Origin of the sequence: Bifidobacterium platyrrhinorum (assembly GCF_010667645.1) — a bacterium.
GTDB classification, from domain to species: domain Bacteria; phylum Actinomycetota; class Actinomycetes; order Actinomycetales; family Bifidobacteriaceae; genus Bifidobacterium; species Bifidobacterium platyrrhinorum.
The window spans coordinates 1-14,684 of the sequence record NZ_WHZV01000004.1 but is presented as its reverse complement, the minus strand read 5'-3'; the positions used below and the strand labels follow the sequence as shown (position 1 = coordinate 14,684).

Sequence of the window (14,684 nt, the reverse complement as noted above, 5' to 3'; positions counted from 1 at the left end):
CGCACATCCCACGGGCGCTCAGACGCCCAGGTACTTCATGAGACCGGCGTAGTCGGGCCCGTCCAGGGAGAGGACGGCGTGCGCGCTCGACCGCGGATCGTCCTGCGGGGAGATCGCGGTGCGCAGGTAGACGCCGTCGATGCCTGCGACCTTCGCGCCGAGGATGTCCGCCCGCTCGTCGTTGCCGACCATCACCGTGCGGCCCGGATCGGCCAGGACCCCATCCAGCGCGATGCGGTAGATGCGCGGCGACGGCTTGCGCACGCCCACTTCACTGGAGATGACGATGCCGTCGAACAGCGACTCCAGTTCCAGCCCGCGCAGTTCCGGCCGCGTGTAGCCCGATTGCGCGTTGCTGACGAGCACCACCGTGAGGCCCGCTTCGCGCAGCCGTGTGAGCATGGCCTCGGCGCCCGGGTAGAGACGCAGCAGGCTGGTGCTGGCGCGACGGAACGTCCAGGCCAGCTGAAGGGCCCAGGGCAGCACCATCGGCCCGAGGTTGGTCAGGTCGCCCACGTCGGCCATCGCGATCGCCTGCGGATCCCTGGAGGCAGGGTCGACGACGGTATCCTCCGCCGCCAACGCCGCATAGACGGGCAGCAGGTCGGGCTCGGCGTTCCCGCCGCGCACGCCGGACGCCCGGGCCAGCACCGGCGCGGCGAGCGCGTCAAACCGGACCTTGAGCGCGGCCGCGTCACGGAACGTCACGCCGGAATGGTCCTCCAACACCTCGCGCAACGCCTCCCACGCGGCCGGCGACTCCTCGTCGGTGCGGATGTCCACCAACGTGCCGTACAGGTCGAAGAACACCGTGTCATAGCGGCGTTCCGGGACGTACTCAACCATGACGGCCTCTCCTCCATACGGTGATGCTGTACGGGGGCAACGGCATCGCACGATCCTCCACGGACGGCAGAGGCAGGGCGGCCGCGTCGCCGTCGGGCGACGCATCGGAACCGGACGCGCCATCGGACGGCACGCCCCAACCGGATGCGGCGGCCGGACCGGACGCGAATCCGTCGGCGGCGCAATAGAGGCACCGCCAGTCGTCGGGCGCGATCTTCGCGACCTCGTCGTACGGGGCGGGCGTCTCCAGGGCCACCGTGGACTGCAGGCGCGTCTCCCCCACCGGGTTCACGGCCACACAGTCGTCGCCGACGCGGAACACCACCGTCTCGTCATCGCGCGGCACGATCGTGCGCGCGCCGCCGAAGTACGCGGGGTTGCCGCGACGCAACCGGATGAGCGCCGCGTAATGGGCCACCAACGCGTGGAGGCGACGGGCGCGACGCCAGTCGAGCCGGTTGAGCGAGGCGGGGCTGCGGTACGAATCGGAATCGCCGTGCTTGGTGCGGGCGAACTCCTCGCCGGACAGCAGGAACGGCACGCCGGCGGCGGTGAACACGATGCCGGCGGCCAGACGGTTCGCGGCCATGAGGTCCGCGCACCGGCCGCCGGCGTCAACGTCGTCCGCCGCGTAATCGGCCTCGGCAGGCAGGCGGCGCATCGCGGCGCACAGCTTGTCCCACAACGTGAGGTCGTCGTGGGCGGAGACGTATTGGATGACCTGCGCGACGGACGCGGTCTCGTGCGGCGTGCCGCGCCAAGCGTCGGCCGCATGGCGGATGTCGTCCGCGTAGTCGGCGGCCGCGCCGGACAGGTACCCGGGTTCCTTGTGGAAGAAGATGTGGCCGCGCACCGCGTCGCGCGTCGTGTCGCAGAACGCGCCGATGCGCGGGCTCAGATACGGCAGGCCGCGTTTGTCGGCGAGGACGACGCCGGCGGCCGGGTCGAGCGCGGTCTCGCGCGCCGCCCACGGTTCGCCGTGCATGAGGACCGTCGCGCCGCCCGGCAGCTCGTCGAGCGCGGTACGGATCGCGTTCATCGTGTCCACGTCGATGAGGCCCATCAGGTCGAAGCGGAATCCGTCGATATGGTATTCGCTCGCCCAGTAGACGACGGAATCGACGATGTACCGGCGCATCATCGGATGTTCGGTGGCGACGTCGTTGCCGCAGCCGGAGCCGTCGGCGAGCGCGCCGTCGACGCGGCGGCGCAGCGCGTAGCCGGGGACCATGCGCTCGAGCCAGTTGTCGGCGGAGAACATGTGGTTGTAGACCACGTCCATGATCACCTTGATGCCGGCGGCGTGCAGCGCCTGGATCATGCGCTTGCATTCGCGGATGCGCACTTCGCCGTGGAACGGGTCGGTCGAGTACGAGCCTTCGGGCACGTTGACGTTGAGCGGGTCGTAGCCCCAGTTGAAGCCGTGGCGCGGGTCGTCGCGCGCGAGGGATTCGTCGATGGAGCCGTAGTCGTAGAACGGCATGAGTTGGACGGCGGTCACACCAAGGTGCTTGAGGTACGCGACGCAGGTGGGGAACGCGCCTTCGCCGTCGACGCTCGTGTCATCGTAGGTGAACGCGAGATACGTGCCGCGGTGCTCGAACGGGACGCCGCTGTGCATGTCGTCGCTGAAGTCGCCGACGTGCGTCTCCCAGATGACGAGGTCATGGCTGGCGACGTGCGGGCGGCGGTCGGACTCCCAGCCGTCCGGGTCGGTGCGCGCGAGGTCGACGACCATGCTGCGCCGGCCGTTCACGCCGGCCGCGCGCGCCCACGGGTCGGCGGTGCGGTGCGCCGTGCCGTCGGGGAAGCGCACAAGATAGTCGTAGTAGACGCCGTGGCCGACGCCGTCGCAGCGCGCCATCCACGTGCCGGCCGGGCCGGGCGTGAGCTCGTGCGAGGCGAACGGGCCGGGACGGTCGCCTGCGGACGTCGTGTCGTTGTCGACGGATGCCTCGGGCTCCTCGGCGGCGGCTTCCGCGTCCGAACCGTAGCGGAACAGCCGCAGCGTCACGCCGGACGCGGTCGGCGCCCACACGCGGAACGTGGTGCCGGCGGGGTCCGGGCGCGCGCCCAGATCGTCGCCGGCGTACACCGGCAGATCGGGGCACGGCGGGGCCGGTTCGGCGGGCGTGCCTGCGTACTGTGCCATGTGGTTCCTTTCACACTCGGACCGCTTCACGGCTCGCCTCCGGCCCTGCAATTACGGACCGGCCTGCGGCCGGACTCAATTCTGCCTTCGTTCGGCTTTCGCCTCACTCAGGCTGAGCCTACGGACAGCCCACTGGGCTGTCCGCTTTACGGCTCAGCCCTTCACCGATCCCGCCATGGACTCCTGGTAGAAGCGCTGCATGACGATGAAGAGGATGGCGATGGGGATGGAGATCAGGACGGCGGCCGCGGCGAAGCGGGCGTACCAGTTCTGAATGTACTCCTTCTGCAGCATGAGCCACAGTCCGAGCGCCACCGTGTAGTTCGACTGCGTGCGGCAGATCACCTTCGCCATGACGAAGTCGAGCCACGGGGTGAGGAACCCGATGATGGCCTGGTAGACGATCATCGGCTTGCAGATCGGGACGATGATCTTCGTGAACACCTGCAGGCGGGTGCAGCCGTCGAGCAGCGCCGCCTCGTCGAGCGAGGTGGGGATCGTGTCCATGTAGCCCTTCATCACGTAGAAACCCGCGCCGGTGCCGGCCGAGTACACGAGGATCAGCGCGAGGATCGTCATGCCGTCGCCGGTCAGGCCCATCGCCTTGAGGATGAAGTAGATCGCGGAGACGGCCATGATGCCGGGGAACATGCCGAGGATGAGCACCACGTTCATGAACGTGCGGCGCGTGCGGAAGCGCAGACGGCTCATGCAGTACGCGACGGACAGCACGAACGCGATCGAGATCACGCACGTGAAGCACGCGACGATGAACGTGTTCGCGAACATCTTCGGGAAATCGAGCACCGATTTGTCGGTGAACAGCGCGATGTAGTTGTCCAGCGAGAACTCGGTCGGGAAGAACGTCTTCGTGTACGGCGCGGTGTTCTTGTTGAAGCTTTCCGCGAACACCCACACGATCGGCACGAGCCAGATCACCGCCATGACGGCGAGGAACAGGTGCGCGAGCACGTCGCCGAGGATGCGGCGCTTGCGCGAATCGTGCATGAGGCCGTGGGATTCGGCCTTCACCATGCCGCCGGTCGCATCCTCCATGACGGCGGTTTCGCTGTGCTTGCTCATCGGAACGCCTCCTCGTTCTTGTAGGAACCCGAATTGCGGTAGGTGACGAGCGACACCACCGCGAGGACGATGAACGTCATGATGCCGATGACCGCGCCGAGGTTGTAGTCGCCCTTGTCGACGGTCAGCTTGTACAGCCACGTGATGAGCAGGTCGGTCTTACCTGCGGACGAGCCGATCGGCGTCGGGTCGCCGCCGGACAGCAGGTAGATCACGTTGAAGTTGTTCACGTTGCCGGTGAACGTGGTGATGAGGTACGGGGTGAGCACGAAGATGATGTACGGCATCGTGATCTGCGTGAAGATCTGCCACCAGTTCGCGCCGTCGAGCCTCGCCGCCTCGTACAGGTCGGCGGGGATGTTCTGCAGGATGCCGGTGATCTGCATGATCGTGTACGGGATGCCGACCCACAGGTTGATGATGATGACGGTGACGCGCGCCCACGTGGCGTTCGTGAAGAACGGCAGCGCGGAGTCGATCCACCCCCATTCCATGAGCAGGCGGTTGACGGCGCCGGTCGGCTGGAGCATCGTGCGCATCACGAGCAGCGAGACGAACTGCGGCACGGCGATGGACATCGAGAAGCAGGCGCGCCAGAACCCCTTGAACCGGGTGGTCCTGCGGTTGATGACCATCGCGAAGAACAGGCCGAGGAAGAAGTTGAGGAACGTGGCGAAGAACGCCCACACGAGCGTCCAGACCAGCACGGACACGAACAGGCCCGCGTTGACGGTGCCGCCGCTGTTGGAGAACACCTTGCCGAAGTTCTCGAAGCCCACCCAGTCGAACAGGACGAGATGGTCGTGGTCGTAGCTGGTGAACGCCATCGAGATCATGAAGATGAGCGGCAGGACGGTGAACACGAGGATGCCGAGCGTCGGCAGGAACATGAGCAGCTGGTGCGCCCGCCCGTCGGTCAGCTCGTGCAGGTCCTCGCGGAAGGTCGGCGCATGGCCGTGCTCGCGGGCCTCGCATTCGGCCCGGTAGGCGCTGCGCACGGATACCGCCCACAGGACGGCGAACGCGGCGATGAGCACGACGGTGCACACGCCGTACAGGAGGATGACCACCGAATTGTCGCCCTTGGTGTACACCCAGAAGCCGTCGACGAGCGTCTTGCCCTGCTTCTGGTCGCCCAGACCGGGCAGCTTCGACAGGTAGTCGACGCCGCTGACGGCCATGAACACGATGAACGCGATCTCCAGGGCGAGGAGGACCGCGCCCTTGACGAATTGCCGGCGCGCGAAGTTGCCCAGGCCGAAGACCAGGGCGGACAGCCTGGTGAACACGTCGCCGCGGGTCAGCGCGTTGCGCACCGAGTACGGCGACGGCGCCACGTAGTCCGCGCCCAGCCTGCGACGGCGTTTCATCTCGCGCGGGGAAAGGGTTGCCGATGTCATTGCACCCTACCGCCTCTCAACATGGTTGTTACGTGTGGAATTGATACGTGTGAATCGATGATCGATGGTCGACTGTTCGACGATTGTCGTCGGCCGACGAGGGAACGGGGCCGGGCCCCGAAGGAGGGAGGGCCCGGCCCCGTGCGGATCACTCGGCGTAGGTGCCGACGGACTTGACCCAGGCGTCGGTCTTGGCCGCGGCGTTGTCGGCCGTGACCTCCTTGTTGACGATGGCCTTGCCGAAGGTCTCGGCCGGGGTCCACCAGTCGTTCATGCCGGTCAGACCGGACTGCAGGATGGCGGTGTTGGCCATCGTGTCGGACTGGGCTTGGCGACCGCGTCATCGGTGGTCAGGGAGGCGAGGGACTTGTCGGTCGGGATGATGCCGCGGGTCGTGTAGTGCAGCTTCTGGGCCTCGGTGGAGCCGAGGTAGGCGGCGAACTGCGCGGCGGCCTTCGGGTTCTTGGCGTTCGGGTTGTAGGCGGCGGCCTTGGTGGCGGCGAAGGACTTCATCTGCTTGGTCTCGCCGTTGACGGTGAAGGTAGGCAGCTGGGCGACGCCCATGTCGTCGCCGAGGGCCTTCTTGATGTCGGCGGCGGACCAGGAGCCGGAGAAGAACGCGTCGGCGGTGCCGGCCTGGATCTCGGACAGGCCGGAGTTGTCGGCGCTGTTGTGGAAGTTCGGATTGGCGGCCATGTTCACCAAGTACGTGGTGATGTCGGCGGAGTCCTTCGGGAAGACCATGCCGGCCTTCTCGTCGTTGCCCTTCTCGCCGAAGAGGGTCAGTCCGTCGTAGAAGCCGCCGAGGTACCAGGAGTCGGCCAGCGGGAAGGAGACGACGCCCTTGGAGAGCATCGTGTCGAGGCTCTTGACGTCGTCGTCGGAGAACTTCGCCTTGTTGTAGTACATGAACCACGTGTTGTCGGTGTACGGCACGCCGTAGTACTTGCCGTCGGAGCCGGTGACGGAATCGACTTCGAGGCTGCCGTCCTGCTCCTTGATCTGCTTGGCGGTGTCGGTGCCGAGCTCGCCGATCGCGCCCAGCTTGATGAGCGTGCCGAGCTGGTCGGAGGCGAACATGTAGACGTCGGCCGCGGCGGACGGGTCGGTCTGCACCTGCTTGGAGGCGTCGCCTTCGGAGACGACGTCGTTCTTCCACGTGATCTGGTATTCGGGGTGGGCCTTTTCGAAGCCCTTCTCGACCTGGCTCAGCCACGAGTTATCGCCGTCCTGGTCCTCCTGCGGGGCCCAGACGCTCAGCGTCACGGCACCGCCGTCGGCGCTCTGCGCGGAATCCCCCGAATCGGAACCGCATGCGGCGAGCGGCACCAGCATGGCGGTCGCGGCGACGAGTCCGACAAGCTTCTTCTTCCAACTGATCATCTTCGATCGTTCCTTTCCTGTTCAGTCGGCTCTTCAACTTCACGATGACCACATTTGCAATGCCTTATTGACACTATCGGTGAATACGTTAACACCGCGGCTTTGGGGCGCTGGGATGTCTTGTATTTGCAACGCTGCGGAACATCGTTGCCCCACAGTGTAGCACTATTGTTGAATACGTTCGCATTCCGCGTTTTCCTGCTAAAATTGCAATCGTTAGTCAATAACGGGAAACCGCCTGAACATCGGAGTTCCTCATGGTGGAAATAACACGACACGCAGAACCATCGGCAACCGCCGGCGAGACGCGCCACGCCACGCTCGCGACGCCCGCCGGCGAGCCCGGCGCCCCCGCCCGACGCCCTTCATGGCTGGCCGACGCGGTCTTCTACGAGGTCTACCCGCAGTCGTTCCACGACACGAACGGCGACGGCATCGGCGACATCCCGGGCATCACCGCGAAACTCGACTACATCCGGGACCTCGGCTGCAACGCCCTGTGGATCAACCCCTGCTACGATTCGCCGTTCAAGGACGCCGGATACGACGTGCGCGACTACACGAAGGTCGCGCCGCGCTACGGCACGAACGGGGACCTCGTCGCACTGTTCGAAGAGGCCCACAGGCGCGGCATGCACGTCCTGCTCGATCTCGTGCCCGGCCACACCAGCGAGGAGCACGCCTGGTTCCGGGCCAGCGCACGCGCCGACCACGCCGACCGTACCGTCCCCGCCACCGCGAGCCCCGCAACCCCCGTCGACGTGTCCGAACGCTATATCTGGACCGACTGCTGGATCTCGGGCGGCGACGGGCTGCCGTTCGTCGGCGGCGAGGCCGAACGCGACGGCACGTACATCCTGAACTTCTTCAAATGCCAGCCGGCGCTCAACTACGGGTTCGCCCACCCGAACCAGCCGTGGCAGAAGCCGGCGCTCGGCCCGGACGCCCTCGCCACCTGCGACGCGATGCTCGACGTGATGCGCTTCTGGCTCTCCCGCGGCGCGGACGGCTTCCGCGTCGACATGTCCGACAGCCTCGTCAAGCACGACGAGGACGGCAAACCGTTCACGATCCGCACGTGGCGACACATGTTCGCGCAAATCCGCCCCGAGTTCCCCGAGGCCGCGTTCGTCGCCGAATGGGGCCGCCCGTACGAGTCGATGCAGGCGGGCTTCGACATGGACTTCTACCTCGATTGGCGGTGGGGCGGCTGGCCGAACGGCTACAACATGCTGCTGCGCAACACCGACACCCCATTGACCCGCGACGGCGACGCCAGCTATTTCAACGCCGATTCCGGCGCGGCGATCAAGCCCTTCCTCGACCAGTACCTGCCGCAGCTCGCCGACTGCGAGCGCGCGGGCGGCCTGTTCGACCTCATCACCTGCAACCACGACACGATCCGCGTCGGCCAACGCTTGACCGCACGCGAACTGAAGGTCGCGTACGGCATGCTGCTGACGATGCCCGGCTGCCCGTTCGTCTACTACGGCGACGAAATCGGTATGCGCTACCGCCCGTTGCCCACGAAGGAGGGCGGCTACGTGCGCACCGGCAGCCGCACGCCGATGCAGTGGTCGCCGGACGCGCCGAATCTCGGGTTCTCCGGCGCCGCGGCCGATACCGCCGCCGGTGTCGCCGATCCGTATCTGCCCGTCGACCCCGCGCCGGACGCGCCGACCGTCGCGGCCGCGCAGACGGATCCGGAATCGTTGTGGCATTGGATCCGTGAGGTTCTCGCGTTCCGCCACGCGACGCCCGCCCTCGCCGCAACCGCCGGGTTCGAGGTGGTCGCGGGTCGTGACGGCGGACGCGCGTTCGCCTTTCGCCGCGTCGCGCGCGACGGCGGCATGGCGCACGGAGCCGGCGCGCGTCCCGGCGCGACCGCCGGCGACGTGGTCGTCGCGATGAACCCCGGCCGCGACACGGTGACGATCGACGTGCCCGCACGCGGCGTCCGCGATGACGACGCCCGTACGATCGCCCTCTCGATCGGCGGCCCGTCGCTCGACGCCGGCGCGCTCATCCTCCCGCCGCAGTCGTTCGCGATCCTGCGCTGAGCGGCGCTTCACCGCTTCGCGACCGGCTTTCCCGGTGAGGGAGCCGGTCGACGAACAGGGGCCGGGGATAGCTCTTGCCGGCTGCAACGGCCATCGCAACGCGGCCCGTGCGACACCCTGCCATCCCCACCGCGGCAACGATGCTATCGTTGTCATCAACGCGGCGGACGGTAGGCCGCGCGAGGGAATACACGCGGCGGCGGCCCACGGCCGACGCCATGCACGGCATATACGCACGGGTCCGCGAGGCGGGTGCAGCCATACGGCACCGGCATCCGCGGCACGCCCATACACAGCACCCAAAGGAGGGCATACCCACATGACCGCGAACAACATGCACGACGACTGGTGGAAGCAGGCAGTCGTCTACCAGGTCTATCCCCGCAGCTTCAAGGACGTGAACGGCGACGGCCTCGGCGACATCGCCGGCGTCACCGAGAAGATGGGATATCTCGAGAAACTCGGCGTGGACGCGATCTGGCTGAGCCCGTTCTACCCGTCCGACCTCGCCGACGGCGGCTACGACGTCATCGACTACCGCAACGTCGACCCGCGCCTGGGCACGATGGACGACTTCGACGCGATGGTCGCCGCCGCCCACAAGGCCGGCATCAAGGTGATGGTCGACATCGTCCCGAACCACACGGCCGACAAGCACGTCTTCTTCCAAGAGGCCCTCGCCGCCGAACCCGGCTCCCCCGCACGCGACCGCTACATCTTCCGCGAAGGCCGCGGCGAACACGGCGAACTGCCGCCGAACGACTGGCAGTCCATGTTCGGCGGCCCCGCGTGGACCCGCGTGCCCGACGGACAGTGGTACCTCCACCTGTTCGCCAAGCAGCAGCCGGACGTCAACTGGAACAACCCGGACATCCACGCCGAATTTTTGAAGACCCTGCGCTTCTGGGCCGACCACGGCACCGACGGCTTCCGCATCGACGTGGCCCACGGCCTCGCCAAGGACCTCGACTCCACGCCTCTGGAGGACATGGCCGCGAACGACGTGCAGAACCAGCTGTGCCACGACTTCACCAGCCCGCTGTGGGACCGTCACGAAGTGCACGAGATCTACCGCGAATGGCGCCGCGAGGTGTTCGACCGCTACGATCCGCCGCGCTTCGCCGTCGCCGAGGCGTGGGTCGTGCCCGAGCACCAGCACCTGTACGCCTCCACCGACGAGCTCGGCCAGTGCTTCAACTTCGATTTCGCGAAGGCCGCCTGGCTGCCCGACGAGTTCCGCACCGCCATCGAGGGCGGTCTGGGCGCGGCCGCGGCCACGCATGGGTCGACCACCACCTGGGTGATGAACAACCATGACGTGCCGCGCAGCCCCACCCGCTACGGTCTGCCGCAGGTGCCGCACGCCCCCTACCACCAGCTCGCGCACGACTGGCTGGTGCGCGACGGATCCACGTACGTCGAGGACCGCGCGCTCGGCACGAAGCGCGCCCGCGCGGCCGCGCTCATGGAATTCGGGCTGCCCGGCGGCATCTACGTCTACCAGGGCGAGGAACTCGGCCTGTTCGAGGTCGCGGACATCCCATGGGACCGTCTCGAGGATCCGACCGCGTTCAACACGCGCCGCGCCGCCACCGACAAGGGCCGCGACGGCTGCCGCGTGCCGCTGCCGTGGGTCGCGGACGAATCCGGCGAGGACGCGCCCGTCGGGCACGCCGAGTGGAGCGACCGTTTCGCCGCCGGCACGTCGTTCGGCTTCTCGCCGCGCGCCAAGGCCGACGGCACGCCCGCCGAGGCCCCGCACCTGCCGCAGCCGCTGTGGTTCCGCGATTTCGCCGCGGACAAGGAGGAGCATGACGACACGTCGATGCTCGCCCTGTACCGCACGGTCCTCGCGCTGCGCGCCGAGCTGCTCACCGCCACCGGCGACACGTCCACCTTCGACTGGGTGGACATGGGCGCCGACGTGATCGCGTACCGCCGACCGGCCACCCCGGCCGATGGCGGTGACGGGCGCACGCTCACCTCCGTCACCAACTTCGGCGCCGAACCGGTCGCGCTGCCGGAAGGCGAGGTCGTGCTCGCCTCCGCCGCACTGACCGACGACGGCAGGCTCCCGCAGGACGTCAGCGCATGGGTGCTGCGGTAAGGTTGTCCGCATGAGCAGCAGCATCCAGGATGTGGCCAAGGCGGCCGGCGTGTCCATTTCGACGGTATCCAGATCGTTCACCCGACCGGATCTGGTGTCCGCGAAGACAAGGGAACGAGTGCTGGCGATAGCCGACCAGCTCAACTTCTCGCTGTCACGCTCGGCCGCCGCGCTCAAATCCGGCCGCTCGTTGCGCATCGCCGTGCTCATGAGCGGCCACATCCGGCTGTGGTTCACCGCCTCCGTCATCGAAGGCCTCAACGAGGTGCTCCACGCGGAAGGCTATGACATCTCGATCTTCCAGATCTCCAGCATCGAGGAGCGCCGCGAGTTCTTCGAGATGCTGCCGGTGCGCCGCAACGCCGACGCCGTCATCGTCGTCTCCTTCGACATCGACGCCGCCGAGACCGCGCAGCTCGCCTCGATGGACGTGCCGATCATCGGCATCAACTGCGCCGATTCCGAACAACACGGGTTCGCGGCCGCCGTCACCATCGACGACGCGCAGGGGTCGACGCTCGCCGCACGCCACCTCATCACGCTCGGCCACCGCGACATCGCGTACATCACCACGAACCGCGACGTGTCGCTGAGCTTCTCCGTGCGCGGCCGGTTCGACATGTTCATGGACTGCTGCCGCAAGGAGGGCATCGAACCGCAGGTCGTCGAATGCAAGGTCGACGACGCCGGCCACTACCAGATCGGCGACGTGGTCACGCAGCTGATGAGTCTCGACGTGATGCCCACCGCCATCGCCTGCCAGGAGGACGGCATCGCCCTGCCATTGATGTTCCAGCTGGAACGCAACGGATTCTCGGTGCCCCGCGACGTGTCCGTCATCGGCTACGACGACAGCTTCTACGCCGACGACATCGGCCTGACGACGATCCGCCAGGATCCGGTGGAAACGGCGCGCATCGCCGCCCGCATGACGCTCGGCCTCATCAACCGCAAACCGCTGGAACGGCCGTTCCGCACGCTGTCCGCGCAGCTGGTGGTCCGTTCCAGCAGTGGACGGCGCTAGCAGTTCCATCGTTCGATGACGTTGTCGCCCTTGTACTTGCTGAGCACGCAGTAGTGCGCCGTGTCGAGGCGCAGCAGACGCGCGAACCGCGGCTCGACCCCCAGCCACTGGGACGTGAGAATGCGCAGGATGTGCGCGTGCGCGACGAACAGCACGTTATGCCCCGATTCCAGCAGCGGCAGCACCGCCTCGATGGCGCCGCGCGCACGCGCGGCCGCCTCCTCCACGGTTTCGCCCGGCCCTTCGTGCACCGGCACCTGGCGGCCGTCGGGCAGGGTCTCCGTCCAATCGCCCTGCATCGATTCCGGCAGCGAACGCGGGCCGTCACGCCACACGTCCCACTGGAATCCGGCCATGTCGCTGATCTGCTGGCGGGTGCGTCCTTCGGCGCAGCCGTAATCCCATTCGGCGATGCCGTCCAACGTGCCGGGATGTTCGAACCCGGCCAGCACGGCCGTCTCATGGGCGCGCACCAGCGGGCTGGAGAACACGCAGCCCTCGTCGAATCCTCCGGGGAATGCGGCCCTCAGACGCTTGCCGGCGTCCTTGGCCTGCTGCCGGCCGACCTCGGTCAGCGGGATGTCCGTACGTCCGGTGTGCTGTCCCGATTGGCTCCACGCGGTCTGCCCGTGACGCAGGAGCACCAGGTATCCGGTGCCGCCACGGGACGCGTCAACGGCCACGGTGCCGTGTTCATCATGATTGCTCATATGCCCCACTGTAGCCCGTGAACGCTCCCAACTCCACCGACTTGCCGTTGCACGTGGCTGTTTCCCGCCCGTCGGACGACTAGACTGGTCCGCATGAGTGACGAAACGCACCGCAAGCACGCTGCCGCCGCCTCCGTATCCTCCGCGGACAGGGCCGTCGAGGCGCTTCACCGCGTCGACGAGAAGGTCGACGCATTGCGCGAGCAACGGATGAACGATCCCGAATCGTTGGGCGACAAGCTGCTCAAGTGGGCCGTCCCGTCCCTGGCCGGCCTCATCGGCGGCAAACTGTTCCAGCTGGTGTGGAACCACGGCATGTCACGCCGCAACGTGCGACGCGGACTCGCCGCCGACGCCCCGCAGGGCGTGCTGGCGTCCGTCGCGTTCTCGGTGCTGTCCGCCGCGTTTGGCGCGCTCGTCTCGCAGCTGTCCGACCGCGGCTCCAAGGCGATCGTCGACCGTCGGCACCGCCGTCGTGACGGCCGGTAGGCCCTGACGACCGGTCGTGGGCGACATGGTCGGGGCGCGACGCCGCTTCGTCCATGACCGCTGGACATGTTCGCCCACGTCTGAACGTGATATCCCGTGTTTCCCCGACATGGTTTCCCGGTGCGACAATGATCGCATGGTCACTAACAGCACTATCGAAACCCTGTTGAACCGTCGTTCGATCCGCGCCTTCAAGGACGAGGCGATCGACGACGACACCCGTGCGACGCTCGAAACCGTCGCGCAGCACGCCGCCTCCAGTCAGTATCTCAACGACTGGTCGGCGATCCGCATCTCCGATCCGGCGATCAAGGCGAAGTTCGCCGAGTTCGGGCATCAGCCGTACATCGCGCAGGCGCCGCTGCTCTACCTGTTCATCATCGACGAGCAGCGTAATGCCCGCATCGCCGAACGCAGGGGCGTGGACACGCACGCGGACTCGTGGAACCTCACATCCAGCTACCGTTTCACGCAGGCGCAGAACGACGCCGTGCTCGCCCTGCACGCGATGGAAACCGCCGCCTACTCGCTGGGGCTGGGCTGCGTGATCCTCGGCTCGGTGCTCAACGACATCCCCGGTCTGATCGAGGTCTGCCATCTGCCTGAGTACACGTACCCTGTGTTGGCCATCGCCATCGGCAAGCCGGACCAGGAACCGGCGTTGAAGCCGCGTATGCCGCGTGCGATGCAGTTCTTCGAGAACACGTATCCGTCCGATGCGGATGCCGCGCTTGAGGGGCTTGAGGCGTTCGACGCCACCGTGCACGAGTATTACGACCTGCGTAACACGGATCGTCCGGTGGACGCGTTCAGCGACCAGATCGCCAAGGTCGGCGTACAGAGCGTCGCCGGCAAGGAACTGCTGCCCAAGGCCGCCGCGCAGGGCTTCCGCTTGGAGCGTTGATCCGGGGCCGTTCCTGGTTCCTGTGTCGTGATGATGCGGGAGCGCTGGAGTCGTGGCGGGGCCTGTGGTATGCGAAGGACCCCCGGGAGCTTCGTGCTCGACCGGGGGTCCTGATCGTGTGGTGCGGCGACGTGCTACTCTCCCACGCCCTGTCGGGTGCAGTACCATCGCCGTGCAAGGCCTTAGCTTCCGGGTTCGGAATGGGACCGGGCGTCTCACCTTGGCTATGGTCGCCGCAAATCTTCTGTTATCGGGGATGATCCCCGTGGCTGGTGGTTCGGGGACCGGATGGTGGACGCTTGGCTTGTTGATTCTGTTTTGTGATCGGATGACCGTCGAGGTTGCACCGAGTCACTTGAGTGTATTCGCAGTCGGTTGATGCCCTCCCAAACTGGTTGGGAGTTGGTTGTGTCGTTTTCCCCCGTTAGTACCGGTCGGCTCCACCGCTCGCACGGCTTCCACGTCCGGCCTATCGACCACGTGTTCTGCATGGGGGGTCACGAACCTCCGAGGAGGTTCCAGGAAT

General features: G+C 67.0%; 10 protein-coding genes, 2 rRNA genes and 1 pseudogene. 5 read left to right on the top strand and 8 right to left on the bottom strand.

Annotation, left to right across the window (positions count from 1 at the left end; translation table 11 throughout):
* Positions 1-18: 18 nt before the first annotated feature.
* The 5 genes and pseudogenes from GFD21_RS05500 to GFD21_RS05480 all read right to left on the bottom strand — a co-directional run bounded on the left by GFD21_RS05500 (position 19) and on the right by GFD21_RS05480 (position 6,864).
* A complete protein-coding gene (locus GFD21_RS05500) occupies positions 19-846 on the bottom strand; it encodes an HAD family hydrolase (RefSeq protein ID WP_163196943.1) in 828 nt (275 codons plus the stop codon).
* Positions 839-2,998 (bottom strand): type I pullulanase, encoded by a 2,160-nt coding sequence (gene pulA, locus GFD21_RS05495; RefSeq protein ID WP_163196942.1) that lies wholly within the window; start codon positions 2,996-2,998, stop codon positions 839-841. The genes GFD21_RS05500 and pulA overlap by 8 nt, the downstream gene beginning before the upstream one ends.
* Before the next feature lie 153 nt (positions 2,999-3,151).
* Positions 3,152-4,033 carry a sugar ABC transporter permease gene (locus GFD21_RS05490; protein WP_404801562.1) on the bottom strand — a complete coding sequence of 294 codons (882 nt, stop codon included), beginning with the start codon at positions 4,031-4,033 and terminating at the stop codon, positions 3,152-3,154.
* Positions 4,034-4,077: 44 nt separating this feature from the next.
* Complete coding sequence (locus GFD21_RS05485; RefSeq protein WP_225431705.1) at positions 4,078-5,451, bottom strand: carbohydrate ABC transporter permease; 1,374 nt, start codon at positions 5,449-5,451, stop codon at positions 4,078-4,080.
* A gap of 178 nt (positions 5,452-5,629) precedes the next feature.
* Positions 5,630-6,864 (bottom strand): annotated as a pseudogene (locus GFD21_RS05480) (extracellular solute-binding protein).
* Positions 6,865-7,121: 257 nt separating this feature from the next.
* Between GFD21_RS05480 and GFD21_RS05475 the strand changes: the two are divergent.
* From GFD21_RS05475 to GFD21_RS05465, 3 genes are all read left to right on the top strand, one after another.
* Positions 7,122-8,924 carry an alpha-amylase family glycosyl hydrolase gene (locus tag GFD21_RS05475; RefSeq protein ID WP_163196939.1) on the top strand — a complete coding sequence of 601 codons (1,803 nt, stop codon included), beginning with the start codon at positions 7,122-7,124 and terminating at the stop codon, positions 8,922-8,924.
* 319 nt (positions 8,925-9,243) lie between these two features.
* Positions 9,244-11,031, top strand: a complete 1,788-nt coding sequence (locus GFD21_RS05470) for a glycoside hydrolase family 13 protein (protein WP_163196938.1) — start codon at positions 9,244-9,246, stop codon at positions 11,029-11,031.
* Between the two features lie 10 nt (positions 11,032-11,041).
* Positions 11,042-12,055, top strand: coding sequence for a LacI family DNA-binding transcriptional regulator (locus GFD21_RS05465; protein WP_163196937.1), 1,014 nt, complete (start codon positions 11,042-11,044; stop codon positions 12,053-12,055).
* On the opposite strand, the gene GFD21_RS05460 is transcribed toward GFD21_RS05465, so the two are convergent.
* Positions 12,052-12,765 carry a histidine phosphatase family protein gene (locus GFD21_RS05460; RefSeq protein ID WP_163196936.1) on the bottom strand — a complete coding sequence of 238 codons (714 nt, stop codon included), beginning with the start codon at positions 12,763-12,765 and terminating at the stop codon, positions 12,052-12,054. The two genes, GFD21_RS05465 and GFD21_RS05460, sit on opposite strands and share 4 nt — an antisense overlap.
* A gap of 93 nt (positions 12,766-12,858) precedes the next feature.
* Between GFD21_RS05460 and GFD21_RS05455 the strand changes: the two genes are divergently transcribed.
* Positions 12,859-13,254 (top strand): DUF4235 domain-containing protein, encoded by a 396-nt coding sequence (locus GFD21_RS05455; protein ID WP_163196935.1) that lies wholly within the window; start codon positions 12,859-12,861, stop codon positions 13,252-13,254.
* 136 nt (positions 13,255-13,390) lie between these two features.
* Complete coding sequence (locus tag GFD21_RS05450) at positions 13,391-14,158, top strand: nitroreductase family protein (RefSeq protein WP_163196934.1); 768 nt, start codon at positions 13,391-13,393, stop codon at positions 14,156-14,158.
* 121 nt (positions 14,159-14,279) lie between these two features.
* On the opposite strand, the gene rrf is transcribed toward GFD21_RS05450, so the two are convergent.
* Positions 14,280-14,396 (bottom strand): 5S ribosomal RNA (gene rrf / locus GFD21_RS05445).
* Positions 14,397-14,560: 164 nt separating this feature from the next.
* Positions 14,561-14,684: ribosomal RNA gene (locus GFD21_RS05440) — 23S ribosomal RNA — on the bottom strand; the annotation flags it as partial.